17 protein-coding genes and 1 pseudogene are annotated in these 25,861 nt (G+C 71.0%); 5 read left to right on the top strand and 13 right to left on the bottom strand.

Going from position 1 to position 25,861, the window contains the following annotated elements:
• Nucleotides 1-63: 63 nt before the first annotated feature.
• Nucleotides 64-432, bottom strand: coding sequence for a YciI family protein (locus tag E0H26_RS10450; protein ID WP_131303376.1), 369 nt, complete (start codon nt 430-432; stop codon nt 64-66).
• A 227-nt stretch (nt 433-659) separates the two neighbouring features.
• Here E0H26_RS10450 and E0H26_RS10445 point away from each other — a divergent pair, with 227 nt between their 5' ends.
• Nucleotides 660-2,579 carry an alpha-L-fucosidase gene (locus E0H26_RS10445; protein WP_131303375.1) on the top strand — a complete coding sequence of 640 codons (1,920 nt, stop codon included), beginning with the start codon at nt 660-662 and terminating at the stop codon, nt 2,577-2,579.
• A gap of 139 nt (nt 2,580-2,718) precedes the next feature.
• Complete coding sequence (locus E0H26_RS10440; RefSeq protein WP_131303374.1) at nt 2,719-3,591, top strand: aldo/keto reductase; 873 nt, start codon at nt 2,719-2,721, stop codon at nt 3,589-3,591.
• A gap of 127 nt (nt 3,592-3,718) precedes the next feature.
• Here the strand turns inward: E0H26_RS10440 and E0H26_RS10435 are convergent, their stop codons facing one another.
• Together E0H26_RS10435 and E0H26_RS10430 are read right to left on the bottom strand one after the other, a co-directional pair.
• Nucleotides 3,719-4,570: an esterase/lipase family protein gene (locus E0H26_RS10435; RefSeq protein ID WP_131303373.1), complete on the bottom strand. Its 852-nt coding sequence runs from the start codon at nt 4,568-4,570 to the stop codon at nt 3,719-3,721.
• Between the two features lie 324 nt (nt 4,571-4,894).
• A complete protein-coding gene (locus E0H26_RS10430; RefSeq protein ID WP_131303372.1) occupies nt 4,895-5,698 on the bottom strand; it encodes a TerC family protein in 804 nt (267 codons plus the stop codon).
• Nucleotides 5,699-6,376: 678 nt separating this feature from the next.
• On the opposite strand from E0H26_RS10430, the gene E0H26_RS10425 reads away from it, so the two are divergent.
• Nucleotides 6,377-7,561 carry a M14 family zinc carboxypeptidase gene (locus tag E0H26_RS10425; protein WP_240742096.1) on the top strand — a complete coding sequence of 395 codons (1,185 nt, stop codon included), beginning with the start codon at nt 6,377-6,379 and terminating at the stop codon, nt 7,559-7,561.
• A gap of 58 nt (nt 7,562-7,619) precedes the next feature.
• Here E0H26_RS10425 and E0H26_RS30570 read toward each other — a convergent pair.
• Nucleotides 7,620-7,691: pseudogene (locus E0H26_RS30570) on the bottom strand (DUF397 domain-containing protein); the annotation flags it as partial.
• Between the two features lie 14 nt (nt 7,692-7,705).
• Nucleotides 7,706-8,509, bottom strand: a complete 804-nt coding sequence (locus E0H26_RS10415; RefSeq protein WP_165521811.1) for a helix-turn-helix domain-containing protein — start codon at nt 8,507-8,509, stop codon at nt 7,706-7,708.
• Nucleotides 8,510-8,813: 304 nt separating this feature from the next.
• Between E0H26_RS10415 and E0H26_RS30405 the strand changes: the two genes are divergently transcribed.
• Complete coding sequence (locus E0H26_RS30405) at nt 8,814-9,329, top strand: hypothetical protein (protein ID WP_338106203.1); 516 nt, start codon at nt 8,814-8,816, stop codon at nt 9,327-9,329.
• The gene (locus tag E0H26_RS10405; protein ID WP_131303370.1) at nt 9,326-9,595 is read left to right on the top strand and encodes a flavin reductase; all 270 of its coding nucleotides are present in this window, start codon (nt 9,326-9,328) and stop codon (nt 9,593-9,595) included. The genes E0H26_RS30405 and E0H26_RS10405 overlap by 4 nt, the downstream gene beginning before the upstream one ends.
• A gap of 34 nt (nt 9,596-9,629) precedes the next feature.
• Here E0H26_RS10405 and E0H26_RS10400 read toward each other — a convergent pair whose 3' ends face one another.
• The 8 genes from E0H26_RS10400 to gltB all read right to left on the bottom strand — a co-directional run bounded on the left by E0H26_RS10400 (nt 9,630) and on the right by gltB (nt 25,754).
• Complete coding sequence (locus E0H26_RS10400) at nt 9,630-13,727, bottom strand: NACHT domain-containing protein (protein ID WP_165521810.1); 4,098 nt, start codon at nt 13,725-13,727, stop codon at nt 9,630-9,632.
• 108 nt (nt 13,728-13,835) lie between these two features.
• Nucleotides 13,836-14,273, bottom strand: coding sequence for a hypothetical protein (locus tag E0H26_RS10395; protein ID WP_131303369.1), 438 nt, complete (start codon nt 14,271-14,273; stop codon nt 13,836-13,838).
• 18 nt (nt 14,274-14,291) lie between these two features.
• Nucleotides 14,292-14,555 carry a DUF6244 family protein gene (locus E0H26_RS10390; protein ID WP_102660593.1) on the bottom strand — a complete coding sequence of 88 codons (264 nt, stop codon included), beginning with the start codon at nt 14,553-14,555 and terminating at the stop codon, nt 14,292-14,294.
• Nucleotides 14,556-14,634: 79 nt separating this feature from the next.
• Nucleotides 14,635-15,708 (bottom strand): hypothetical protein, encoded by a 1,074-nt coding sequence (locus E0H26_RS29820; RefSeq protein WP_240742095.1) that lies wholly within the window; start codon nt 15,706-15,708, stop codon nt 14,635-14,637.
• Nucleotides 15,709-15,710: 2 nt separating this feature from the next.
• A complete protein-coding gene (locus tag E0H26_RS10380; protein ID WP_131303368.1) occupies nt 15,711-18,347 on the bottom strand; it encodes an FtsK/SpoIIIE domain-containing protein in 2,637 nt (878 codons plus the stop codon).
• A gap of 171 nt (nt 18,348-18,518) precedes the next feature.
• Nucleotides 18,519-19,319, bottom strand: coding sequence for an SGNH/GDSL hydrolase family protein (locus E0H26_RS10375; RefSeq protein ID WP_131303367.1), 801 nt, complete (start codon nt 19,317-19,319; stop codon nt 18,519-18,521).
• 206 nt (nt 19,320-19,525) lie between these two features.
• The gene (locus E0H26_RS10370; RefSeq protein WP_131303366.1) at nt 19,526-21,025 is read right to left on the bottom strand and encodes a glutamate synthase subunit beta; all 1,500 of its coding nucleotides are present in this window, start codon (nt 21,023-21,025) and stop codon (nt 19,526-19,528) included.
• The gene (gene gltB, locus E0H26_RS10365) at nt 21,018-25,754 is read right to left on the bottom strand and encodes a glutamate synthase large subunit (RefSeq protein ID WP_206025002.1); all 4,737 of its coding nucleotides are present in this window, start codon (nt 25,752-25,754) and stop codon (nt 21,018-21,020) included. The genes E0H26_RS10370 and gltB overlap by 8 nt, the downstream gene beginning before the upstream one ends.
• Nucleotides 25,755-25,861 lie beyond the last annotated feature (107 nt).

Genomic DNA, 25,861 nt, shown 5'->3' with positions numbered 1-25,861 from the left:
CCGCTCCACGCCCACGACCGATCGTGATCACCCGGTTACCGCCGAGCCTGCCCGCTGTTCGGGTCAGCCCTCCGTCTTGACCAGCGGAAACTCCAGCGAGCCGGCCGGGCAGAGGAAGGTCATCACGTCCACCCGGTAGAGCCCGGCCTGCACCGCCGGGTCGGCCTCCATCACGCTGCGCACATCGTCGACCGATCCGGTGCGGGCCAGACCGAATCCCAACGGCGGGTCCGGCTCCCGGGCGTCGTTGCCGTCCACCGCACCGGCCACCAGAATGATCCCCCGCCGCTGCAGCGCCTGCATGTGCTCGGCGTGCTCGGCCTGCAACCGCTGGATGGTCTCGGCGGGCAGCGAACGTCCCGCCGTGCCCGGATACAGCACGATGCACTCGTACGTGTCGAGCGCGAAGTCGAGACGTGGCTCTCCGGTCATGACGCTCCCTTTCCGCGTGTCCGCGCGGGGCGGCGGCACGCGCGGCAGCGCGTCCAGCCTTTCATGGTCAGGACGACAAGGCCGGCTACTACGACAATTCGGCCGACTCCCGCCGCCCCGGCGACTACCGAATGTGAGCGTTCACATTTCCGATCCGTAAACGTATGATCATCGATCAACTCGGCGGGAATCCCGCCAGTAACCCCCGGTTTGGAGTGTGATCCTTCATGCCTGCTGTACGGATGTCGCGCCGCGCGGTGCTCTCGGCCGCCGGAGCGGGCGCGGCGACAAGTGCCCTGCCCGCGCTGACCGGCCCAGCCGAGGCGAGCAACGTGGCGCCGGAGCACGCGCAACGAATCCTGCAACGCCTGGCCGACCTGCGCTTCGGCATGTTCAACCACTTCAGTCTCGGCACCTTCACCGGCGAGGAGTGGGCCCGGCCGCACCAGTCCCCCACGCTGTTCGCCCCGCCGCAGGTGGACTGTGAGCAGTGGGCCGACGCCGCCGTGGCGGCGAAGATGAGCTACGGCGTACTGACCACCAAGCACCACGACGGCTTCTGCCTGTGGCCGTCGGCGTACACCGGCCAGACCGTGGCCAACAGCGGTTACCGGCACGACATCGTGGCGCAGTACGTCGAGGCGTTCCGGTCACGCGGGCTCAAGGTGGGCCTCTACTTCTCGATCTGGGACCGCACCCAGGGGGTGGAGGCGTACGACACCCGGCACGGCGTACCGGCCAGCGAGGTTATCGAGCCCGGCGACATCAGCTACGTGCTCGGCCAGATCCGCGAACTGCTGACCAACTACGGCAAGATCGACATGTTCGTGATGGACGGGTACGCCTGGCAGATGGGCCAGCAGGCGCTGCCGTACCAACAGGTGCGCAACCTGGTCCGGTCGTTGCAGCCGGACACCGTCATGATCGACCACGGCGGGCTGTCCCAGCCCTGGCTCGGTGACGCCATCTACTTCGAGCAGCCGCTCGGGATCACCGCCCCACAGGGCAACAGCTACGTCGGGCTCCAGGGTCAGACGATCAGCAACGGCTGGTTCTGGCACCCGCACACCCCCACCACCGAGCCGCTGAAGCGCAACGCGATCCTCGACCACCTGACCGACCTGGAGGCCAAGTGGACGTCGCTGATCCTCAACTGCCCGCCGAACCGGGCCGGTCGACTCGACGACAACATCGTGGCCCGGTTGGCCGAGGTGGGCGCGGCGTGGAAACCGCAGCCCCGCAAGGCACTACCCGCCCAACCACGCCGCGTCGAGTGGCCGATCACCCCGGTCGCCGCGTACGCGACCGCCTATTACGGCACCGAGGGCCCGATGCGGGCGATCGACGGCAAGAGCAACACCAACCTGGAGACCTGCTGGTCGACCTGGCGGCTGCCGATGCCGCAGGCGATCACCGTCGACCTGGGCGGGGTGTGGCGCCACGTCTCGACCCTGGAGTACCTGCCGAAGCAGTGGAGCCGCAACTACCTCACCGACGGTGACATCACCTCGTACACCATCTCCACCAGCGTCGACGGGGTCACCTTCACGGAGGTCGCGCGGGGGACGTGGGCGCCGAACATGACCACCAAGGTCGCCGAGTGGGCGCCGCGCGACGTCGGCTACCTCCGGTTGGAAGCCCACCGGGGTACCGACGACTACGTCAACGTCTCCGGGCTGGCCATCGGCGGTCGTCGCAACCGGCCCACCCTGGTCTCCCGGCTGCCGCTCACCACCGGCAGTTACCGGATCGAGGCCCGGCACAGCGGCAAGGCAGCCACCGCCGGCACCGCGGACGGTACGAACATCGCCCAGTCCAGCTGGCAGGGCACCGCCACCCAGACGTGGACGTTCGACAGCACCGGAGACGGATACTTCAAGATCCGCAGCGTGGCCAGCGGAAAACTGATGGAGGTGGCCGGGCTATCCCGGGTCAACGGCGGCACCGTGGTGCTGCGGGCCGACCAGAACCTCTTCCAGCAGCACTGGGCGATCACCCCCGTCGCGGCCGGCCACTACCTGCTGACCAACCGGCTCAGCGGGCTGTCGCTCAACGTCAGCGGGGCCAGCACCGCCGACGGCGCCGGCATCGTCCAGTGGCTCTACGGGTCGGGCGCCCACGAGCAGTGGGGCATCGTCGCCGTGTGATCGCCACCGGGTCCGGTTGCCCCGGCACCCGGTCAGTGCGGTGTCCAGAACGTCGGCGGTGTCGCGGCACGGCCGGTAAACGTCCTGGACACCGCACTAGATTGGCGGTGAGCACCGGACATGATTGGGGATCAGACGCATGGCGATCGAGCCTGACAACCGGCCCGCCAAGGCCTCCGGCACGTACCGCATCGGCGGTGACCTGACCGTCGACCGGCTCGGCTACGGGGCGATGCAGATCACCGGACCGGGCGTGTGGGGTGACCCGAAGGACCCGGCCGAGGCGGTGCGGGTGCTGCGCCGGGCGTACGAGTTGGGGGTGACGTTCATCGACACCGCCGACTCGTACGGGCCGTTCGTATCGGAGTTGCTGATCAAGGAGGCGTTGCACCCGTACGCCGAGGATCTTCTCATCGCGACCAAGGCCGGGCTGACCCGCGGCGGCCCTGGCTACTGGCGGCCGGTCGGCCGGCCGGAGTACCTGCGCCAGCAGTGCGAGCTGAGCCTGCGCCACCTTGGCCTGGACAGCATCGGGCTCTACCAGCTGCACCGCATCGACCCGCAGGTGCCGCTGGCCGACCAGCTCGGCGAGTTGGTGCTGCTGCGCGAGGAGGGCAAGATCCGGCACATCGGTCTGTCGGAGGTGACCGTCGAGCAGATCGAGCAGGCCCGCCAGATCGCGCCGATCGTGTCGGTGCAGAACCTCTACAACCTGGCAAACCGCAAGGCCGAGGACGTACTGGACTACTGCGAGCGCAACGACATCGCGTTCATCCCGTGGTTCCCGATCGCCACCGGCGAGCTGGCCCGCCCCGGCGGCCCACTCGACGCGATCTCCACCGCGCACGGCGCCACCCCGGCCCAGCTCGCCCTGGCCTGGCTGCTGCGCCGCTCCCCGGTGATCCTCCCCATCCCCGGCACCTCCTCGGTGGCCCACCTAGAGGAGAACGTAGCCGCCGCCCAAGTCCACCTGACCAACGCCGAATACGAAACCCTCTCCACCACCACCTAACCCCCACCCCCGTGCTGGTTGATCAAGAAGTTTGCGTCAAGGAAGGACCGCTTCACCGACGCAAACTTCTTGATCAACGCCGCCGGGCGGGGCAGGAGGGTTGGGGGGTGGGGTGGGTGGGGTGGGTTTAGAGGGCTAGGCAGGAGGGGTTGATGGGGTGGTCGCGGAGGGCTTGGCGGATGATTGAGTAGGTGGTGCCGTCGATGACCAGGGCCAGGTGGCCTACTACGCGTAGCGGACACTTGGACTGGATGAGGACGTTGGTGGCGCCGTCGGCCAGCATGGCGTTGTCGACCGGGCGGACGAGTTCGTCCTGCCAGGTGCGGACGGTGGTCCAACGGACCGACCCCGGGGTGTCGTCACCGGCGTTGAGGGCGGTCAGGAACGACGAGCCGATCGTCATCTGCTGGCAGGCGACGATGCCGGCACAGCTGCCCAGGCCGAGGAATGCCGCGATGTTGGCGACGTAGGTGCCGTACTGGGGGGTGCCCAGGCTGACGTAGCGGCCGACGGCGTCGCCGCCGCCGAGATTCTTGATGTAGTAGCGGCTGACCAGGCCACCCTCGGAGTGGGCGACCACGTCGATCTTCGCCGCGCCGGTGCTGGAGCGGACCTGCCCGACGAAGTTGCGCAGACTGGCGGCGGAGGCGGCGATGTCGCCGAGCCCGAGGTTGGGCAACTCGTAGATCCAGACCCGGTATCCGTCGGCGCGCAGCCGGGCGGCGAGCGGCTCGTACACCGCGGCGAAGCCGCTGAGCCCGCCGACCACGATGACCGGGTTGGCGCTGGCGAGGGCGCGTAGACCGGGGTCGGCGGTTGGCGCGAGGGTGGCTTCGGTCGCCGACGTGCCCGAGGTGGCGGCGGGAGTGGCAGCCGACGCGGCGGGAGCGGCGGGAGTGGCGGCCGACGCGGCGGCCGGGGCCGACAGGACGGCGGCGAGGGTGAGGGCGAGGACGGGGACAGCCTTTCGGAGCAGCATCGCTGCACCTCCCATTGGGAGAACCCCGGGGTTGCCGGGGTGGAGGTGGGGTGTGTTCCGATCGACCGTGAAATGATGATGCCCGTCACAATCTGGAAACGTCAATGAAAAGTTACGCGCGAGTAGCGGCGGCCTCACCAGCGGTCCGGGCCGCCGGCCGTCCACAGACGACGGACGCCGCACGCACCCCGAGGGGTACGTGCGGCGTCCTGCTCAGCGCGGGCACACCCGGTTCGTGCGCAACAGGGCCGGCCCGCGCGCGGGAGGCCAGCCGGCCGGGCCAGGAGACTCGCCGGGCCGGCGTGACCTCGGGCGCGGGGAGGTTCAGCTGGCGGCCGTCACCTCCGGCTCGGGGTCGGGGCGCGCCGGGCTGTTCTTGACGTACGTGGGGTGCAACTGCACCGGCTGCGCCTCCTGCGCGCGGCGCTGCCGCGACCGGACTCGCAGGTTGAGGAACTCCACGAAGATCGAGAAGGCGATCGGCCCGTACACGTAGCCCTTCGGGATGTGCTGGTCGAAGCTCTCCGCGATCAGGCTCGCACCGATGATCAGCAGGAACGACAGGGCCAGCATCTTGACCGTCGGATGCTGGTTGACGAAGCTGCTGACCGCGCCGGCCGAGACCAGCATGATGATCATCGCGATCACCACGGCGGCCACCATGATGGCCAACTCGTCGACCATGCCGACCGCGGTGATCACCGAATCCAGCGAGAAGACCACGTCCAGCACCAGGATCTGCGCGATGACCGAGCCGAACGACACCACCTTCTTGCTCGACTTGGCGTGATCGGCACCCTCCAGGTGCTCGTGGATCTCGTACGTCGCCTTGCCCACCAGGAACAACCCGCCGAGCAGCAGGATCAGGTCCCGGCCGGAGATCTCCTGCCCGAGCACGGTGAACAGCGGCGCCGTCAACCCGATGATCCAGGACAGCGAGCCCAGCAACAGCAGTCGGGTGATCAGGGCGAGCGAGATGCCGATCGTCCGGGCCCGGGCCTGCTGATGCTCAGGCAGCCGGCCGGACAGGATCGAGATGAACACCACGTTGTCGATGCCCAGCACGATCTCCAGCAGGAGCAGGGTCGCGAACGCGATCCACAGCTCGGGACTGGTCAAGAATTCCATTCCATCCTCGACTTTCAGACCGCCGCCGGGTTGGCACCCGGAACCATCGGCCGATCTGCGCACGCATGGCCTACCGCGCCGCCCGCTCTCGCGCAACCCCGTCCCGCCGTCGACGGCGCGGCCCGCACTGCCCGGCAGCCGGGTCAGGCACCAGACTCAGCGGCCTCCTCGGCTTCGCTGGCTTGTCGGCGCGGCGGCTCCCCACTCGACGACCTCCGCAGCACCCGCGCCGCGTCGGCCGGGTCGACGTCGCGGGACTCCCCCGCTGCCGGTCCAGCCGGGGCCCGCGCAGGAGCAGGGGCAACGAAGTGGTTGCGTACAGCTGTTCAGATTGACGTATCAAACCTCCTACAATCGTAGGAACTGATGGCACGCATTTCCAATTTCGCCCGGCCATGATGCGCGGCCGGATGCGGCATAATAGACGCGCCGATGAACCTCGTCAGGCGTCCCTCTCGACAGTTGCGGAAATCTTGAGATTTGCCGCTCCGTCCAATATAGACGGCAGCGCGACGGGCACGGCAAAACGTCGCCACCTGCGGTGTCACCGCTGTTCCGACATTCGCCCTCAAACGGTGCCCGATCAAACAGCCATCCATTGCTAGCCGCACGCACCTGTGCTTAGGTGGCGAACTAGATCCACCCGATCACTGTGGAGGGCTTTCCATGCGTCAAGCTATGCCGACAGCGTCACCAAGTCGGGTCAAGCGCCACGTCGCGGTCGCCGCCGCGCTCCTCATCGGTATCCCCGGGGTAGCGGTGTCACTCACTGGGCCGGCAGCCGCCCAACCGCTTGAGTCGCACTGCGGCAACGAAACCGGCAACAAGTCGGTCCAGGGCTTCATCAGCCACGAGGAACTTCGCCGGAGTCTCCAGCAGATCGAACAGTCCAGCAACGGCCACGTGAGTGTCGACGTCGCCGGCTATTCGAACCAGGGTCGCGAGATCTGGTCGGCTCGGGTTGGCGAGGGCGACACCGTCGTCATGGTGCAGAGCCAGATCCACGGCAACGAGATGCACGGTACGGCCGCCCTGCTCGACGCCCTTCGTACGCTCGGCAACAACTCGAAGCGGTCCGAGGAGATTCGCAAGGCGGTCACCATTGTCGCCGTACCGAAGCTCAACCCTGACGGCGGCGAATTGGTCACCCGGCAGAATGCCCGCAGCTGGAGCGATGTCGTCGCCGACTTCCCGCAACTCGCCAGTGCGCGGACGGCATGGAATTACAACACCCGCCTCGGCGGGTTCGACGTGAACCGGGACTTCAACCCCAACCTCGATTACGTTCCGCAGGCTGGCGACTTCCCGGGTAACAGCGCCTCCACCGGTTGGTACATCACGCCGGAAGCGCAGGCCGCCCGGGACGTTTATCGCGCGCTGGAGCAGGAATTCGGGACCGTCCACGTCTTCGCCGACCTGCACAACCAGGCCGCCTGCTACACCGGCGTGGGAATGGACGACTTCACCACCCTTTCCATTTCCGGGCGCTTCATCACGAACCCCGCCCAGCACGGTAACTGGCCCAAGTTCAACTACGACGCGTCGCGCCGGGTGAACGTCGCGGTGTACGACGCCCTCCAGTCCGGAAACTCTCCGCAGAGCAAGGTGACGCTCTACCCGCAGAACACGAACCTGCCCGGCACCGCGCTGGGTTCGTTCGCCCTTCGCGGAAGCGCGACGATTCTGTTCGAGACGCGCGGGCAGACGCAGTCCTGGGGCCAGAAGCAGCACGGGATGCTGACCAAGCAGGTCGAGGACGGGCTCTTCGGAATCATCGACTCGATCACCGACGGGACGCTGAACAACATCGACCCGGAGCGGTACGAACTCATCCCCGAGCGGATGAACGTGCCGCGTAGCTGACATCTGTGAAAACCCACGTCGCCCCGGCCCCACAAGGGCCGGGGCGACACCTGTTCGATCAGGGTCGCTCGGGGAACTGGGCGAGGAAGGCCCGCCAGGCGGTGGGAGTGAAGGTCAGCGCCGGGCCGGGCCTTCACGCACCAGTCAGCTCGCCCATCTCTTCGCCGCCTCCTTGAGCACGTCGAGCGACTGCCCCACCGTGAGGGCTTCGCCCTGGACCGCGTCCCACACCAGCGCCAGACGAGCAATCGCATCAGGCTGCCCGGTGCTCTGCGACTCCAACTGATGGTCCGTGCACCCGGCACGCGATCCGTCGGGTAGGTCGGCCAGGATGAACGCCCCGGCAAGTCCTGAGTAGATGCCAGCGGAGAGCGGCACGACCCGCAACCGGATATTCGGCTGCTCGGCAGCGGCCAGCAGGTGCTCGACCTGCTCAGCCATCACGTCCGGACCGCCGCACGGCCGCCGAAGCACCATCTCATCCAGCACCACGAAAAGCTGAGGACTCGGCTCACGGGCGAGGACGACCTGCCGTGCCATCCGTGCCGCGACCCGCTGGTCCAGCTCGGCAGCGGGCGTGCACGCCGCGCGGAACGTGGCGCGAACGTACGCCTCGGTCTGGAGCAGGCCCGGCACGAAAGAGTGCTCGTACCAGCGCAGCGCGGTGGCCTCCCGCTCGATATGCCTCAGCCATTCCCGCTGCCAGACCGGTGCGGCGTCGCCCTTGACCAGCTCGTCCCAGAGGGTCGTGAAGTATCCGCCGGTGCCCAGTGCGCCGTCCACGGCGGTCAGGTACGGCAAGGTCGGCGCCTTGGTACCGGTCTCGATCGCGCTCACCTGAGAGTCCGAGCAGTAGAGCAGTTCGCCGAGTTGCGCCTGGGTCAGCCCGGCGGCCCCACGCCGACGCCTCAGCTCACGAAGCAGGTACTCCGACGGCGAGATTCCCACGGCTTCCACACCCTTCCCCGGCGCTGTGCACCGTTCCGCGCCAGCTCGAACCTGGTCGCTACGTTCCGCGATCGAGTGATGACTATTCCCACCGTATGGGGCCTGCATCCAGGGTGGAAGCAGCACGGCGTACCCGGTGGAGGTTGCCCCCGACCCGGCGGGTGCGTACGTCCGGGGGTCGCTGCCGGGCGAGCAACCGCAGCGACCCCCGATCCAGACCATGCGGTCGTGACGGCAGGACATGCCACCCGGCGGCGACTGTTGGCGGCTCGACCCGCCACACCGACGAGGCAAGGAGACGACCATGACCGTGCCGAAGCCCGCCAACGGCGTCCCCGCCGCACGCTGGGCACCCCGCCCCGCCGCCACACCGACCCGCCCCGGCGCCACACCGCACCGCCCCGGCGCCACACCGCCCCGTTTTGCTGCCGCACCGACCCATTCCGGCGCCGCACCGACCGGCCCTGGCGCCGCACCGACCGGTTCCGGTGCTTCGACCCGCATCACCGGGCCGGCCCGGTCCACCACCGCGTCGGCCCGCGAGGACGGCACACCCCGGGTGTCCCCCGGCGTCTACCTGCTGACATGCGAGGCGTCGCCGCAGTTCAGCAAGCCGATCACGGTACGGCTGATCCGCGAGCGCACCGACCGGCACACCTACTGCGGCTGGACGTGGATCGAGGTGTACCAACTCGACGCACGCGGCAACGCGGTGGACCGCCGCGAGCTGTACGTCCGCCCGGACGGGCTGCGCCCCGTACCGCCGCCGACCGGGCCAGGCGCTCCGGCCCGGCGCGGCACGACGGGGGCCGCCCGGTGAGCGCGCACCTGCGTGACCACGTCCCGTCCCGCCCGACGTGGCGCTGCCGGGCCTGCGGGGCCGCCTGGCCGTGCTCCCCCGCGAAGCTACGCCTGCTCGCCGAGCATCGGGGCAACCTGCCCGGACTCATGGTCTACCTGGCCAGGTTGTACGAGGAGGCCGGCGTGCACCTCGGCGACATTCCTGCCACCAGCCTGCACAGTCGGTTCATCGGCTGGGCCAGGGCGATTGCGCCGATCGAGGGCCCACGATCTCCCGGATCATAGACCCCGATCGACACTGGCCGGCAAAACCGTGCCGCTATGCGGCGGCCTCGACCTGACGCTGAAGTGCCTCGTGCGCGTAATCCCACGCCGCTCTGTACTCGTACTCGTCCTGCTCGGCGAAGTCCGGGCTGGCGCAGGCGCTGACCAGCCTCGACCGGATGTCAGCGGCGACCTCTGGGTGCCGACGGGAAATCTCGACAAGCGTACGTCCGACCTCGGCCCGCACGTCGTTGTCCGGGTCCAGGAACAGTGACATCAGCACCGTGATGAGCCGCTCCGTCGGCGGGGCGTACCGCAGGTGCCGCACCAGGTCCTGTCGAGTCAACCAATCCTCAGCCTCGCCAACGACCTCCAGCGCGGTAGCAGCGACCGGCCCGGCCAGCGCCCCTGCTGCGGCCAATACCCCCATCGCCCGCACCCGCACTGCCGGATCACCACCACCCGTCGCCAACCCCACCGCAGCAGCAACCACCTCACCGCTCAAAGCATCACCTGTGGCCGACAGTTCCACCGCGCGTACCCGCACCTTCGGATCACCATCGCCCGTCGCCAACCCCACCAACGCAGCAACCACCTCACCACTCAAAGCACCTTTCCAGGCCAACACCTCGACCGCCCGCAACCGCACGAACGGATCACCACCACCCGTCGCCAACCCCACCAACGCAGCAACCACCTCACCACCCAAAGCACCACTCCCGGCCAACACTTCCACCGCCCGCACCCGCGCCTCGGGATCACCGCCACCCGTCGCCAACCCCACCAACGCAGCAACCACCTCACCAGTCAGAACATCATTGCTGGCCAGCACCTCCACCGCCCGCAACCGCACGAACGGATCACCACCACCCGTCGCGAAACCCACCAACGCAGCAACCACCTCACCACTCAAAGCACCATTCTCGACCAACAACTCGCCCGCCCGCACCCGCGCCTCGGGATCACCGCCACCCGTCGCCAACCCCACCAACGCAGCAACCACCTCACCACCCAAAGCACCACTCCCGGCCAACACTTCCACCGCCCGCACCCGTGCCACGGGATCACCAGCCGTCGCCAACCCCACCGCAGCGGCAACCACCTCACCAGTCAGGAGCTCATTGCGGGCCAACGACTCCACCGCCCGCAACCGAACGAACGGATCACCATCACCCGTCGCCAACCCCACCGCAGCAGCAACCACCTCACCACCCAAAGCACCACTCGCGGCCAACACCTCCACCGCCCGTACGCGCACGAACGGATCACCATCACCCGTCGCCAACCCCACCGCAGCAGAAACCACCCCACCAGTCAGAAGCTCATTGCGGGCCAACAACTCCACCGCCCGCAACCGAACGAACGGAGCACCACCACCCGTCGCCAACCCCACCGCAGCAGCAACCACCTCACCACCCAAAGCACCACTCGCGGCCAACACCTCCACCGCCCGCACCCGAACGAACGGATCACCACCACCCGTCGCCACCCTCATCAATGCAGCGATCACCTCACCATTCAACGCACCACTCCTGGCCAACACCTCCACCGCCCGCAGCCGCACGATCGGATCCATATCACCCGTCGCCAACCCCACCGCAGCAGCAACCACCTCTCCACTCAAAGCACCATCCCCGGCCAACAGCTCCATCGCCCGCACCCGCGCCTCGGGATCACCACCGCCGACCGCCAACACCACCAACGCAGCAACCACCTCACCACTCACCACAACGTCACGCCCCAGCACCCGCAGAGCTGCATCCGCATGAGCACCATCGCCGGCAATCTGCACGAGCATGTTGCGGGTGGTGGGCAGGAGTTGCCCGTACGCAACGGCGATCTCGACAAGTTCGCACCATCGTTCGTGCGCGGAGGCGTCGATCGTGGTCGCCCGCGCGTCGAGGGCGACGCGGAGGCGGTCGGCGGCTCTGGTGTCGCCGAGGCCGCTCAGTCGCTCGGCCAAGGCCTGCCGATAGGTCGTGAAGCGGCATCGACTGGCATCGGGGTCGAGGTACTCGTCGATCGCCTGATGCAGGATCTCGTCGATGGTCGCGGTCCGCGCCAGGGGTACGTCGTCAGCCAGCACGCGAAGCATGAACAGGAAGTCGCGGCCGAGCAGATCCTCGTACGGGCTGGGTTCCGGCCCGGGATAAATCGCCTGCGCAATCACCTCGTCGATCTGCTCGACGTAGTCGGTGCCGATCAGGCCGAGGGCGAGCAGGATCGGCTCGTCGTAGCGGGGATCGTGCAGCCGGCGGCGGATCTGGCTGGCCCGGTTCTCGATCGATCCGAGCAGGGCCAGTGCCCGCCCGGTGTAGTACTCCTCGAAGGTCAGGTGGGCGAAGCCGTAGCGGCCGGGTGCCCGCTCGACCAGCAGTCCGGTGTGCTCGTCGGCCTTTCTGACGAAGTCGAGCACCCCTCGGCCCGGTTCGGTGTGCAACGGGTCGGCGTCCCGCAACACGTCCGGGTCCCAGCTGCTTCCGTGGTGCGTGGCCCAGAGCGGGCCGAGCACTTCGAGTAGTTCCAGTTTGCTGGCCGCGCCCTCGGGGCGGTTCTCATGTAGCCAGGCCCCGAGTCTCGACAACCACCGGTTGAGGATCCGTTCGTCGGGCAGGTCCGCCGCGGCGACGCCCTGCGCGCTGCGCCAGGTGCGGCCCAGAGCGTTACACACCTCGATGTACGCCTCGACCCGCCGATGCGGCAGCCGGCCACTGGACCGGTGTACCAGGACGAGCGCGGTGAGCAGCAGCGGGTTGGCGGCCAGCCGGCGTACTCCTGGATTGGTCCGCAGGGCCTCCCCGATCGCCGTCGCCTCCCGCGCACCGGCGTCCCGGATCGCCGCATCGGTCCGCTTCGGCGTCTCGGCCCGCTCCACCTCGCGGCAGTAGACGTCCAGGAACCGGCCGATCGTCGGGTCGTCCATGTCCTGGAGCCGTACCGCGTGGAACGAGTCCGGCAGCGGTGCGGCCTGGTAGCCGGCGATCCGGCTGGTCACCACGAAACGGTTGCCCTGTCGGGCGTGCGCGGTGACGAAGTTGACCACCGCCGCGACCACGTCACGGCGCAGGTCCGCCGAGGCGATCTCGTCGAGGCCGTCCAGCAGGACCAGGCAGCGTCCGCCGTCGAGCTGCCGCTGGAGCAGGTCGGACAGGCCCGGGGTGCGGCACTCGTCGCGGCGCATGGACACCGCGAGGAACTCACCGATCCCGTGGTCGGGGTGGCCGTGCCGGGCGTACTCACCGATCCGCAGGTAGATCGGGAACAGCGGCGGCCGGTCCTGCGGGGAGGTGTCGGCGACGAGGGCCTTGGCGTGGGTGAGGGCGAGGTAGCGCAGCAGGGTCGTCTTGCCCGAACCCGGGTCGCCGAGGACCAGCAGCTGCGCCTGTTGGTGGACCACATCCAGCACCGGCTGCGCCGGCACCGCCTCCCGGTCGCCGTCGGCGGGGAACTTCCGGCCGTACGTCAGCTGCAAGCGGTCCAGGGCCGCCTCGAACCCGGTTTCGTCGAGCTGCCCGGCCTGGACCCGCGCGGTCAGCTTGGCGCGTTCCTGTTCGAACCAGTGCCGGGCCCGGTCGCCGGGGCGCTGGTCGGCCTGTGCCTGCAACCCGATGAACACGTCGTCCAGGGGCAGTTGGACGGTGGTGTTGCGGACCACTCCGACCGTCGGCAGGTACCGGTGTTGGTCGACCACCCAGCTCAGGTAGTGGAACCGGTCGTCCTCGCCCGCCGTGGCGGCACCGAGATGGTGCGCCAGCCGCACACCCGCCCGTGCGCCGTCGGCCTCGTCCCTGAGCCCGAGCACGGTGCGCAGCGCGGGCTCCCGGCGTACCTCGTTGGCCAGCGCGTCGAGCATGGCCCGGAACACCGGCCGGAGCAGGTTGATCCGGTCGAGTTGCTCGTCCTCGGTCTGGAACCGCCCGAGCGATGCGACGGCGCGCGTGGCCATACCGGCCGCCGACGGTTGGGCACCGGGGAGCAGCAGCTTCGCCAACTCCTCGGCGCCCTCGTACGACCAGAAGTCCAGGTTGATGTCGAATTCGGCGAGGGCGTACCCGGACGTCTTCTGGATCTCGGCGAACGCGCGGGCCAACGCGCGCTCCAGCGCTTTCTGCTCCGGATCTCCCAGCACCCGCGCCTTCACGCTCTTGACCATTGGGCTTGCCAACTCTTTGCCAACCTGGGTCAAGATCGATTTCGCCAGCGCGGTGAAAAGCGAAGCAGGTTCCACGGCCGGGCAGTTTATCGACCGATGGCCACCGAATCACGGTCGAAAATGCGACTCCGGCTCTTGTTGCCGTACGACGCCGTACGCCACGGCGAGCAGCCCGTCCCCGTCGACCTGTGCCGGGTCGGCCAGGACGTTCACCGCGACGCCCGGCTCGGCCAGCCAGAACGCCTGGCCGTCACCCACCAGGCCGGGCCCGTCGTCGTGCGTGAACTCGGTCAGCTGCCAGCCGGCAGGGTCACGCTCGTGATAGTCGGCGAGGAAGGTGCGCAGCGCGTCGAGGTCGGTCAGCCGTTGCCCACGCAGCACATGCACTCGCAGGTCCACCCGGTAACCGTCGGCGGTCTGCCGCTCCCAGACCCGGGTCGCGAACTGCACGTCCTCCCACTCGGTGGCGAAGTCGGACACCTCCTCGCCCACCGTGTCCGGCACCTGTCCGATGTGGAACCCGTCGAGCGTTGCGCCGTCGCGCATCGTCTTCCTCCCCAGTGGTCAGTTTCCCAGCGCACGTACCTTCGCGATGGTCTCCTGGACGTGCTGCTTGGCGGGCTCACCGCCCTGCGCGGCCTGCGCGAGTGCCTGCCGGTACGAGTCGATCATGTTGATCAGCGGGCCGGCGGCGACGCCCTGCAACGCCCCCGCGACAAGCTGCCGTGCCTCAGCCGCATCCTGGGCCGCAGCCGCCGTCTTCGCCTTGGCCTCGTCCAGTTTCTGTGCTGCCGCCGCCAACCTGGCGATCATCTCCGCTGCACTCACACACCCTCCCTCGAAGAGACAGATCTTGGTACGAAACTGCCCCTGGAGGGGTCGAAACGTACCAAGATCGGAAGTCCGCTCATCGCATCGTCCGGACCAGGATCAGGTAGCCGCAGTAGGCGAGCGGGACGGCGAGAAAGCAGAGCAGGAACCCGATCACCGGATAGCGGGGCGGGGTGGCGGCGCCGACGGCGGGTCGCCCCCAACGGCCGAGCACCAGCCAGGCGCCGATCAGCGAGACGGCGGGCAGGCCGGCACACATCCACGAGTAAAGGGTCCAGCCACCGACCACGCCGACCCCGGAGGCCAGCACCATGACCAGCATGAGCAGCACCGAGACGGCGGCGAAACCGAGGTAGACGGCGACCGCCCGGGCCATCGGCGACCAGGTCGGCAGCAGCGCCGGCCGCTGGGCCAGCACCTCCGCCTGCTGCGCGTACCGGTCGGCCTCGTCGGCCCAGCGCCGCGCCATCTCCAGTTCCGTCGCCGCATCGACCTCGCCGGCCCGCTGCGCCGGCACCCCGGCCGCCGTCGCACTCACGGCCACCGGCAGCGCCCGGCTCGTCTCCTCCCCACCCACCTGGGCGTACGCCCCGACACCCGACCGCCCCGGCGCGGCGGCTGCGCCGCCGTCCACCCCCGTCCCCAGTCCCGCGCCAGCCAGCGGCGGCCCGGAAACCGGCGAACCGAGCTGACCCGACAGGCCGGCGAAGCCGGGCCCGGAAACCGGCGAACCGAGCTGACCCGACGGGCCGGCGGAGGCGGGGCCGGAAGCCGGCGACCCCGACGGGCTAGCGGAGGCGGAGCCGGAAGCCGGCGACCTCGGCGGGCCAGCGAAGCCGGGGCCGGAAGCCGGCGACCCCGACCGGCCAGCGGAGGCGGAGCCGAATGCCGGCGACCCCGGCGGGCCGGATGCCGGCGACCCCGGCGGGCCGGAAGCCGGCGGCGGGCCGGCGGGCGGCGGGGTGGCGCCGATGGTCCGGCCGAGTTGGTCGAGGCGCTGGCCCTGGGCGAGCAGTCGGCGGTCGAGGTACTCCACGGTGGCACCGAGATCCCGCCGCCGGTCGGCTTCGGCGGCGACGCCCTGTTCGCCGGCACGCTGCTGGACGGAGAGGTGCCGAGCCAGCGCCGCGTACTCGTCGAAGGTGGACACGCTCACTCCTGACCGTCGCCGGTGTGGCCGTCGCGGGCGAACGGCACGATCAACCGGACCCGCTGGTCGTGCCGGTCGACCAGCAGCGCCCGGTCGGCTCGGGGCGTGTAGGCCAGGTCGTGCATCCCGAGGTGCAGGCCCAGGTCGGCGCCGGGCACGTTCAGCGCGACCAGGCAGGCGACGTCGTCGCGGTTCTGCGTACCGCCGAGGTCGTCGGCGAGCCGGCGCAGCCCGCGCCACCAGCCGAGCAGGTGTACCCCGTGGCCGGGGCCCTGGCGCAGCAGGGTACGCAGGTCGTCGTGGCCGGTGCGGAAGGTCGCCGGGTCGCTCTCGGCGAGCAGTCCGGCGGCGGCGTCCATCCCGAACACCACCAGGTAGCTGCGCCCCGGCGCCGACGACTGCCCGCCACCGGCGACCCCGCCCGACCCGCCGTCTCCGGCCAGACCCCCACCACCGGCCAGACCCGCACCACCGGCCAGACCCGCACCTCCGGCCGGGCCAGCGTCGCCGGCCAGGGTGGCGATCTGCTGGCGTAGCGCCGGGGCGTCGAGGCGTACCACCGGGTGGCCGGCGGCGGTCAGCGTGGCGGTGGTGTCGTCGGCGGCCGAGTCGGCGGCGGCGACCAGCGGGGCGAGCAGGAACGTCGCCTCGCCGGGGGCGTGCTGCCGGGCCAGGCTCAGGGTCGCGGCGCGCAGCACCTCGGCACCGGCGGGCGAGGTGCCGACCACGGCCAGGTGCCGGCCGGGGGCGGTGTCCATGATGAACAGGGCGCTGGTGCCGTCCACGTCGACGGTCCGGCCGACCAGGGCCAGTGGGCGCCGGCCGCCCGGGCGCAGCCCGGTGAAGGTGGCGTCGTCCTCGACCCGGGCGGTTTCGTATCCCCGGAACACCGACGGCGGCCGGGCAGCCGCCGGGCGGGCCTGCCACAGCTCGTGCCGCAGCCGGGTCAGCTCGTCGCCGGCCGCGTACGCGTCGGGGAAGCGGATCACCGTGTTCGCTCCGGGTGCCCCGGCGGCGGTGTTGACCACGGCCGAGCCGACCGGCAGGGTGGCCGCCGCGTCGTTGAGCGGGTCGAGCACTCCCCCGCCGCCGGGCAGCGCCACCCGCAGCGCGAACTGCCCGAAGACCGCCTCGGCGCGGCCGTAGAGCGCCTCGATGCCCGTCGTGCTCTGGCTGGCCAGCACCAGGTGTACGCCGTACGAGCGGCCCTTGCGGGCCAACTCCTCCAGCAGGTCCACCGACTCGCGGGCGATCGGGTCGTTGCCGGCCAGCAGCACCTGGAACTCGTCGATCACGGTGACGATCCGGGGTACGGCGGTGCCGGCGGGCAGGTCGGCGAGTTTGGTGACACCGTGGCGTTTCAGCGTGGTGGCCCGACGGTGCAGTTCGCGGCGCAGTTCGCGGAGCACGGCCACGCCGTACTCCCGGTCGCTCTCGATGCCGACGGCGCGGGCGTGTGGCAGCCAGGACGGGTCACGGCCGGTGGGGACGAACTCGGTGAAGCTCACTCCCTCCTTGAAGTCGAGCAGGTAGAGCTGCAACTCGCTCGGCGCGTAGCGGGCGGCCAGCCCGTAGAGCACGTCGAGCAGGAAGACCGTCTTACCGGCGCCGGTGCGCCCGCCGACCAGCCAGTGCGGGGTGGCGTCGTCGAAGGCCACGGTGAACGGCTCACGGCCGGCCCGACCGACCACGGTACGCAGGCCGGCGCGGGCGGAGCTGATCCAGCGCTGTGGCGGCAGCAGGTCGGCGAAGCCGACCGTCGCCCCCCGGCGGGCGGCCTCGCCGAGGTGGGTGGCGAGGGCGGCGACCGAGGCCGCTGGTGGGTCACCGTCGAGCCGTACCGGGGCGGCCAGGCCACTGCCGTCGGCGCTGAACGGGGCGTGGGGTGGGTCGCCGACCCGGGCGTACCCGTCGGTCATCCGCAGCATGGTGGTGGCGCCCAGCGGCGGCGCCGGCTCGCCCGGCCCGCCGGCCGACCAACCGGCGAGCAGGACGCAGACGGCGGCGGCCGGCCCGGCGTGGGTGAGGGCGGCGAGCCGGGCGGCCTCGCGGGGCGACGGGACGGAGGCGGCGACCACCACCAGCAGTTCCTGGTCCGGTCGGTCGGACTGCCGGGCCGTGCGGGCGTGCCGTTCGGCGGCGTCGAGCAGCGTGGCGGCCTCCGACTCGGTGGTGGCCGGCGGGTCGATGACCCCGGAGTCGAGCAGCGGTCGCAGTGGACCGAAGGTCGCGCCGAGGGCGGCGCTGTCCAGCCCGGTGACCCGGACACCGCCGGGCGCGGCGGTGGCCAGCAGGCGCAGCACGAGGGCCCGCAGCAGACCGGCCACCGCCGGGTCGCGGCCGTCGGCATCGACGGCGAGGTGGTGGCCGGCGCCGAGCGGCACGAGTACGGGGAAGCCGCCACCGGCGGTGACCGCCTCGCCGAGGCGTACCGGCACGGGCTGCCCGGCCAGCGGGGTGCCCGGCGTCGGGGCGGCCAGGGCGGCGCCGACCCGGTGTAGCCGGGCCAGCAGGTCGGGGTCGACCGCCGGGGCGGACGGTGCGGGTGTCCGCAGCGCCTCCCGAGCGGCATCGAGGTGGGCCCGGGCGGCCCGGTGGGCGGCGATCGCCTGCCCGTACGCCGACGCGAGCCTGCCCAACCTCTGCACCTCCGCCGAGCGTCGTCTGGTCCGCTGAAACCCTAACGGACTGCGGCGAGGCGGGCACGTGTCCGCACCCCCGGACGTGTCGGCCCGAGGTCCGCCACTGTGGAGCGCTGCGCCGCGACCGGCGGTACGCGGACCCGCACCGCCGGCCGTCGAGGGCACGTCTCAGCCGGTCACCGCGTTGAGCGCGGGCAGGAACCCGGAGCGGTAGCCGTCGGCGTTCGGGTGGTACGCCTCGATGACGCCGGTGACGTCGCGGATCCACGGCTGGGCGCCGCAGACACCGTGCCCGGCGAAGGTGGGTCGGGTGTCGGCGAAGATGGCACCGGCCGCGGCGGCCCGGTCGGCGGTCACCTCGGCCAGTACGTCGGCGGCCTCGTTGAGGATGGTGCGCTTGTAGCTGCTCATCGCCAGCAGGCCACACGAGCCGGTCTCGAACAGGCGCGGGTAGCCGAGCACGATCAGCCGGGCGTTGGGCGCCCGGTCCCGGATCGCGGCGTAGGTGCGGTCGAGGCGGGCCGGGAGCGTGCCGGTGGCGAAGGTCTTCGCCTGGTTGACCGCGCTGGTGCAGGTGGCGGTGCTGCCGAAGCGGCAGCTGGTCATCACGTCGGCGAAACCGGCGTCGTTGCCGCCGATGGTGATGGTGACCATTGTGGTGGTGGCGCTGAGCGGGCCGAGCTGGTTGTCGAGCACGTCGGCGGTGACCGCGCCGCCGCAGGCGGGAAAGCGGAAGCTGGCCACGTCGTTGGCGGCGGCCCAGAGCGGGGCGTACGACTTCTGGCTGCGCAGGCAGGTGGACAGGTCGTACGGACCGGCCCCGACACCGGAGGAGTACGAGTCGCCGAGGGCGACGTAGTGGATGGGGGCGGCGGCCTGGGCGGCGACCGGGACGGCCAGCGCACCGAGGGTGGCGGTGGCGAGGGCGACCAGCGCGGCCAGGGCGCGGGCCAGCGGACGGTGTGGCATGGCGGACCTCCACATCGGGTGGTGGTGGAGCCCGAGAACCGCGCGCGTGGCCAGGGGTTGTTACTGGTCGGTAATGCTATCGAAACATGCAGATGAAGTGAATAGCCGACGTCCACCAACGGCTCACGCCCGGTCGCTGCCGACCGGGCGTGAGCTGTTAACAGGGGGCCCCTGCTCTGCACGAGGCGTTAAAAGGGGGCCCTTCCTTACACCGTCAGTGGGCGGGAGGCGGGGTGGACGGGGGCGGGCAGGGTGCCGGTGCCGCCGAGGTAGGCGTGGATCGCCGCGGCGGCGGCCCGCCCCTCGGCGATCGCCCAGACGATCAGCGAGGCGCCCCGGTGCATGTCGCCGGCCACGAACACACCGTCGGTGTCGGTCTGCCAGTCGGCCCGGGAATCGATGGCGCCCCGGGCGTTGCGGGTCAGGCCGTACTGCGCCAGCAGCGGCTGCTCCTCGGTGCCCTCGAAGCCGATCGCCAGCAGCACCAGGTCGGCGGGGAGCTCCCGCTCGGTGCCCGGCACGGCGGTGAGGATCCGCCGGCCGTCGCGCTTCTCGACGGTCACCTCGGCGATGCGGACCGCGCGGACCGCGCCGGTGCCGTCGTCGACGAACTCCTGCACCGCCACCGCGAAGACCCGCTCGCCGCCCTCCTCGTGGGCCGCGTACTCGCGCAGGATCCACGGCCAGGTCGGCCACGGGTCGCGGTCCTCGTCGCGGGCCTGCGGCGGGCGCGGGTACAGGTCCAGCTGGTGTACGCCGGCCGCGCCCTGCCGGTGGGCCACCCCGAGGCAGTCCGCCGCGGTGTCGCCGCCGCCGATGATGACCACGTGCTTGCCGGCCGCGTCGATCGGCGTGCCGTCGGGCAGCGTGGCCAGGGCGGGTTGCCCCTCGCCGGCCGCGGCCACCACCCGGTTGGCCGCCACCAGGTGCGCCATCGCCTGGTGTACGCCGCGCAACTGCCGCCCGGCGGTGTCGGTGTCACGGCCCTGCAACGCCCCGCAGGCCAGCAGCACCGCGTCGTGCTGCTCGCGCAGCTGCTCGGCGGTGACGTCGACCCCGACGTTCACACCGGTGCGGAACTCCACGCCTTCGGCGCCGAGCTGGGCCAGCCGGGCGTCGATGTGCCGCTTCTCCAGCTTGAAGTCGGGGATGCCGTACCGCATCAGGCCGCCGATGGCGTCGTCACGCTCGTACACGGTGACGGCGTGACCGGCGCGGACCAGTTGCTGGGCGGCGGCGAGCCCGGCCGGGCCGGAGCCGACCACGGCGACCGACCGGCCGGTCGGTGCCGGCACCGGGCGGGGGACCAGCCCTCGGGCCGCCGCCGCGTCGGCGATCTCCACCTCGACCTGCTTGATGGTCACCGGGTCACCCCCGGCGATGCCGAGTACGCAGGCGGCCTCGCAGGGCGCCGGGCAGAGTCGGCCGGTGAACTCGGGGAAGTTGTTGGTGGCGTGCAGCGACTCCACCGCCGCGTCCCAGTTGCCGGTGCGGACCAGGTCGTTCCAGTCCGGGATGCGGTTGCCCAACGGGCAACCGTCGTGACAGAACGGGATGCCGCAGTCCATGCAGCGGGTGGCCTGCTCGCGGATCAGTTCCGCGCCGGCCGGCGGGTAGACCTCCCGCCAGTCGCTGATCCGCACGGGCACCGGCCGGCGCGCCGGCAACTGCCGGGGGTAGCGCAGGAAACCGTTCGGGTCAGGCACGAGCCACCTCCTGGGCGACCACCCGCGGCGCGGGCGGGACCGGCAGCGACGCGTCGGCGGGCGCCGGCTGCGGTTGCTGCGCGGCGGGCACCGCGAGGGCGCTCATCACCGCGTCGTCGACGTCCTGGCCGGCGGCTTCGGCGGCCCGCATGATCTCCATGACCCGGCGGTAGTCCCGGGGTACCACGGCGGTGAACTCCTCGACCGCCTCCGGCCAGCGCTTGAGCAGCGCCTCGGCGACCGCCGAGTCGGTCTCGGCGAAGTGCCGCTGCACCAGCTCGTGCAGCCGGACCCGCTCCTGCTCGCTGGGCGCGGAGAGGTCGACCAACTCGGTGTTGACCCGGCGGCGGTCCAGGTTCCAGACGAAGGCGGTGCCACCGGACATGCCGGCGGCGAAGTTACGCCCGGTCGGACCGAGCACCACCACCGTGCCGCCGGTCATGTACTCGCAGCCGTGGTCGCCGACGCCCTCGACGACGGCCGCCGCGCCGGAGTTGCGGACCGCGAACCGCTCCCCCACCCGGCCGCGCAGGAAGACCTCGCCGGAGGTGGCGCCGTACAGGATGGTGTTGCCGGCGATGATCTGGTCCTCGGCGCGGCCACCCGAGGCGGCGTCGGTGGCGACGAACGGCGCCGACGCGTGCGGCCGGACGACCAGCCGGCCGCCGGAGAGCCCCTTGCCGACGTAGTCGTTGGCGTCGCCGTGCAGCCGCAGGGTGACCCCGCGCGGCAGGAACGCGCCGAAGGACTGCCCGGCGGTGCCGCGCAGGGTGAACTCGACGGTGTCGGTGGGCAGCCCGGCACCGCCGTACCGGCGGGTCACCTCGCCGCCGAGCATCGCCCCGACGCTGCGGTGCTCGTTGCGGATCACCACCTCGGCCCGGACCGGGCTGACCTGCCCGTCGTCGTCCGCGCCGCGCAGCGCCGGCTCGGCGAGTGCGATCAACTCGTTGTCCAGCGCCAGCTCCAGGCCGTGGTCCTGGGCGCGTACGCCCCGACGGGCCGCGCCCTCGGGCAGCTCCGGCAGGTGCAGCACCCGGTGCAGGTCGAGCCCGCCGGCCTTCCAGTGCTCGATCGCCGGTGCCACGTCGAGCAGCTCGGTGCGGCCGATCGCCTCGTCGATGCTGCGCAGGCCCAGTTCGGCCAGGTAGCCGCGGATCTCCTCGGCGAGGAAGAGGAAGAAGTTCTCCACGAACTCCGGCTTGCCGGTGTAGCGCTCGCGCAGCGCCGGGTTCTGGGTGGCGATGCCGACCGGACAGGTGTCCAGGTGACAGACGCGCATCATGATGCAGCCGGAGACGATCAGCGGGGCGGTGGCGAAGCCGAACTCCTCGGCGCCGAGCAGCGCCGCGACGATCACGTCCCGGCCGGTCTTGAGCTGGCCGTCGACCTGCACGGTGACCCGGTCGCGCAGCTTGTTCAGCAGCAGCGTCTGCTGCGCCTCGGCCAGGCCCAGCTCCCACGGGGTGCCGGCGTGCTTGAGCGAGTTCAGTGGCGAGGCGCCGGTGCCGCCGTCGTGGCCGGAGATCAGGATGACGTCGGCCTTGAGCTTGGCCACCCCGGCGGCGACGGTGCCGACGCCGACCTCGCTGACCAGCTTGACGTGCACCCGGGCGGCCGGGTTGACGCACTTGAGGTCGTGCACCAGCTGGGCGAGGTCCTCGATGGAGTAGATGTCGTGGTGCGGCGGCGGCGAGATCAGGCCGACGCCGGGGGTGGCGTGCCGGGTCCGGGCGATCCACGGCCACACCTTGTTGCCGGGCAGCTGACCGCCCTCGCCGGGCTTGGCCCCCTGCGCCATCTTGATCTGGAGGTCGTCGGCGTTGACCAGGTATTCGCTGGTCACCCCGAACCGGCCGCTGGCGATCTGCTTGACCGACGAGCGGCGGGCCGGGTCGTGCAGGCGGTCGACGTCCTCGCCGCCCTCACCGGTGTTGGACTTGCCGCCGAGGCGGTTCATCGCGATGGCGAGGGTCTCGTGCGACTCGGCGGAGATCGACCCGTACGACATGGCGCCGGTGGCGAACCGCTTGACGATCTCGCTGGCCGGCTCGACCTCCTCGATCGGCACCGCCGGCCGTTCCCCGGTACGCAACCGGAACAGCCCGCGCAGCGCCCCGGCCCGGGCGGCCAACTCGTCGACCTTGGCGGTGTACGCGCGGAACACGTCGTACTGCCGGCTGCGGGTGGCGTGCTGGAGCAGGAAGACCGTCTCCGGGTTGAACAGGTGCAGCTCACCCTCGCGGCGCCACTGGTACTCGCCGCCCACGGGCAGCCGGTCGCTGGCGGTCGCGCCGGGCGCCGGCCAGGCCAGGGCGTGCCGCGCGGCCACCTCGGCGTGGATGCCGTCGAGGCCGACGCCGCTGATCGTGCTCGGCGTGCCCCGGAAGTAGCGCTCGACCAGGCGGGTGTGCAGCCCGACCGCCTCGAAGACCTGCGCGCCGCAGTACGACGACACGGTCGAGATGCCCATCTTGGACATGATCTTCAGGACGCCCTTGCCGAGCGCCTTGACGTAGTTGCGGATCGCGACCCGCGGCTCGACGCCGACCAGCGCGCCCGTGGAGATCATGTCCTCCACCGACTCGAAGGCCAGGTACGGGTTGACGGCCGCCGCGCCATAGCCGATCAGCACCGCCGCGTGGTGCACCTCGCGGCAGTCCCCGGACTCCACGATCAGCGCGACCTGGGTGCGGGTCTGCTCGCGGACCAGGTGCTGGTGCACCGCGGCGGTGAGCAGCAGCGACGGGATCGGGGCCAGGTCGGCGTTGGAGTCACGGTCGGAGAGGACCAGGATCCGTACGCCGTCCTCGATCGCCTCGGAGACGTGCCGGCAGATCTCGGTCAGCCGCGCCTTGATCCCGGCGCCGCCGTCCCGGATCCGGTAGAGCCCGGAGACCCGGACGGCCTTGAAGCCGGGCAGGTCACCGTCCTCGTCGATGGAGAGGATCTTGGCCAGTTCCTCGTTGTCGATCACCGGGTAGGGCAGCACGATCTGCCGGCAGCTCGCCGGGCCGGGATCGAGCAGGTTGCCCTCCGGGCCGATGGTCGACGCCAGGCTGGTCACCAGCTCCTCGCGGATGGCGTCCAGCGGCGGGTTGGTGACCTGGGCGAAGAGCTGGTGGAAGTAGTCGTAGAGCAGCCGGGGCCGGGTGGAGAGCGGGGCGATCGGGGTGTCCGTGCCCATCGAGCCGATCGGCTCCGCGCCGGTGCGGGCCATCGGCGCGAGCAGGATCTTCAGCTCCTCCTCGGTGTAGCCGAAGGTCTGCTGCCGGCGGCGTACCGAGTCGTGGGTGTAGACCTCGTGCTCGCGGGGCGGCAGGTCGTCCAGCTCGATCAGCCCGGCGTGCAGCCAGTCGGCGTACGGCTGGGCGGCGGCCAGCTCGGTCTTGATCTCGTCGTCGTGCACGATCCGGCCGGCGGTGGTGTCGACCAGGAACATCTTGCCGGGCTGGAGCCGGCCCTTGGCGACCACGCTGGACGGGTCGAGGTCGAGCACGCCGGCCTCGCTACCCAGCACCACGAGCCCGTCGGCGGTCTGCCACCAACGGCCCGGCCGCAGGCCGTTGCGGTCGAGCACCGCGCCGACGATCTCGCCGTCGGTGAAGGCGACCGAGGCCGGGCCGTCCCACGGCTCCATCAGGCTGGCGTGGAACCGGTAGAAGGCGCGCTTGTCGGCGGCCATGTCCGGGTCGTTCTCCCACGCTTCGGGGATCATCATCAGCACCGCGTGCGGCAGGCTCCGCCCGGCCAGGTGCAGCAACTCCAGGACCTCGTCGAAGTTGGCCGAGTCGGAGGCGGCCGGAGTGCAGACCGGGAAGACCCGGCGGATGTTGCCGGACAGCTCCGGGGTGCGCAGCAGCGCCTCGCGGGCCTGCATCCAGTTCCGGTTGCCGCGAATCGTGTTGATCTCGCCGTTGTGGGCGATGAACCGGTACGGGTGCGCCAGCGGCCAGGACGGGAAGGTGTTCGTGGAGAACCGCGAGTGCACCAGGGCGATGGCGCTGTCCACCCGCTCGTCGGTCAGGTCCGGGTAGAACGCGGGCAGCTGGTCCGGGGTGAGCATCCCCTTGTAGACCAGGGTCCGCCCGGACAGCGACGGGAAGTACGCCGGCACACCGCGCTCGGCGGACTCCCGCTCGGCCTGCTTGCGTACGCAGAAGGCGACCCGTTCCAGCTCGATGCCGCGCAGCGGGGAACCGGCCGGGCCGGCGGCGGTGTCGGTGAGCCGGCGGGCGGCGAGGAAGAGCTGCCGCACCCGGGGCATCGCCGCCAGGGCCGTCTCGCCGAGGTCGGCCGCGTCGACCGGCACGTCCCGCCAGCCGAGCAGCTCGGCCCCCTCGACCAGGGCGTACTTCTCGACGACCTGGCGGGCACGGGCCTCACCGGCGTCGTCGTCGGGCAGGAAGACCAGGCCGGTGGCGTACTCGCCGGCCGGGGGCAGCGGGAAGTCCACCACCGCGCGCAGGAACCCGTCCGGCACCTGGATCATGATGCCGGCGCCGTCGCCGGTGTTCGGTTCCGCACCCCGGGCGCCCCGGTGGTCCAGCCGGCACAGCGCGCCGAGACCGTTGGCGACCACCGTGTGGGAGCGACGTCCGTGCAGGTCGGCCACGAAGGCCACGCCGCAGGCGTCGTGCTCGTGGGCGGCGTCGTAGAGGCCGGCGGGGGACGTCACCTGGCCGTGTCGCGGCGCCGGTTGGGGGCGGTGTGGGTACGCAAAGGCCACCGGGCCTCCTGTCGTCACTCAGGGTAGATCATGGTCGGGACGACGTCGGCCCTATACACGGACTATTGAGTCTACGTTAGGGCTAGGCGCGCAAGGCCAGTGCAGAT

This window comes from Micromonospora zingiberis (genome assembly GCF_004331455.1).
Lineage (GTDB): Bacteria > Actinomycetota > Actinomycetes > Mycobacteriales > Micromonosporaceae > Micromonospora > Micromonospora zingiberis.
The sequence above is the reverse complement of the archived record's forward strand: the minus strand, read 5'-3'. Positions and strand labels throughout refer to the sequence as shown.

Bases quoted from the DNA above. Each gene is read 5' to 3' on its own strand.
- E0H26_RS10450 (WP_131303376.1), bottom strand. From the start codon at position 432: ATGACCGGAGAGCCACGTCTCGACTTCGCGCTCGACACGTACGAGTGC.
- E0H26_RS10445 (WP_131303375.1), top strand. From the start codon at position 660: ATGCCTGCTGTACGGATGTCGCGCCGCGCGGTGCTCTCGGCCGCCGGA.
- E0H26_RS10440 (WP_131303374.1), top strand. From the start codon at position 2,719: ATGGCGATCGAGCCTGACAACCGGCCCGCCAAGGCCTCCGGCACGTAC.
- E0H26_RS10435 (WP_131303373.1), bottom strand. From the start codon at position 4,570: ATGCTGCTCCGAAAGGCTGTCCCCGTCCTCGCCCTCACCCTCGCCGCC.
- E0H26_RS10430 (WP_131303372.1), bottom strand. From the start codon at position 5,698: ATGGAATTCTTGACCAGTCCCGAGCTGTGGATCGCGTTCGCGACCCTG.
- E0H26_RS10425 (WP_240742096.1), top strand. From the start codon at position 6,377: ATGCCGACAGCGTCACCAAGTCGGGTCAAGCGCCACGTCGCGGTCGCC.
- E0H26_RS30405 (WP_338106203.1), top strand. From the start codon at position 8,814: ATGACCGTGCCGAAGCCCGCCAACGGCGTCCCCGCCGCACGCTGGGCA.
- E0H26_RS10400 (WP_165521810.1), bottom strand. From the start codon at position 13,727: ATGGTCAAGAGCGTGAAGGCGCGGGTGCTGGGAGATCCGGAGCAGAAA.
- E0H26_RS10395 (WP_131303369.1), bottom strand. From the start codon at position 14,273: ATGCGCGACGGCGCAACGCTCGACGGGTTCCACATCGGACAGGTGCCG.
- E0H26_RS10375 (WP_131303367.1), bottom strand. From the start codon at position 19,319: ATGCCACACCGTCCGCTGGCCCGCGCCCTGGCCGCGCTGGTCGCCCTC.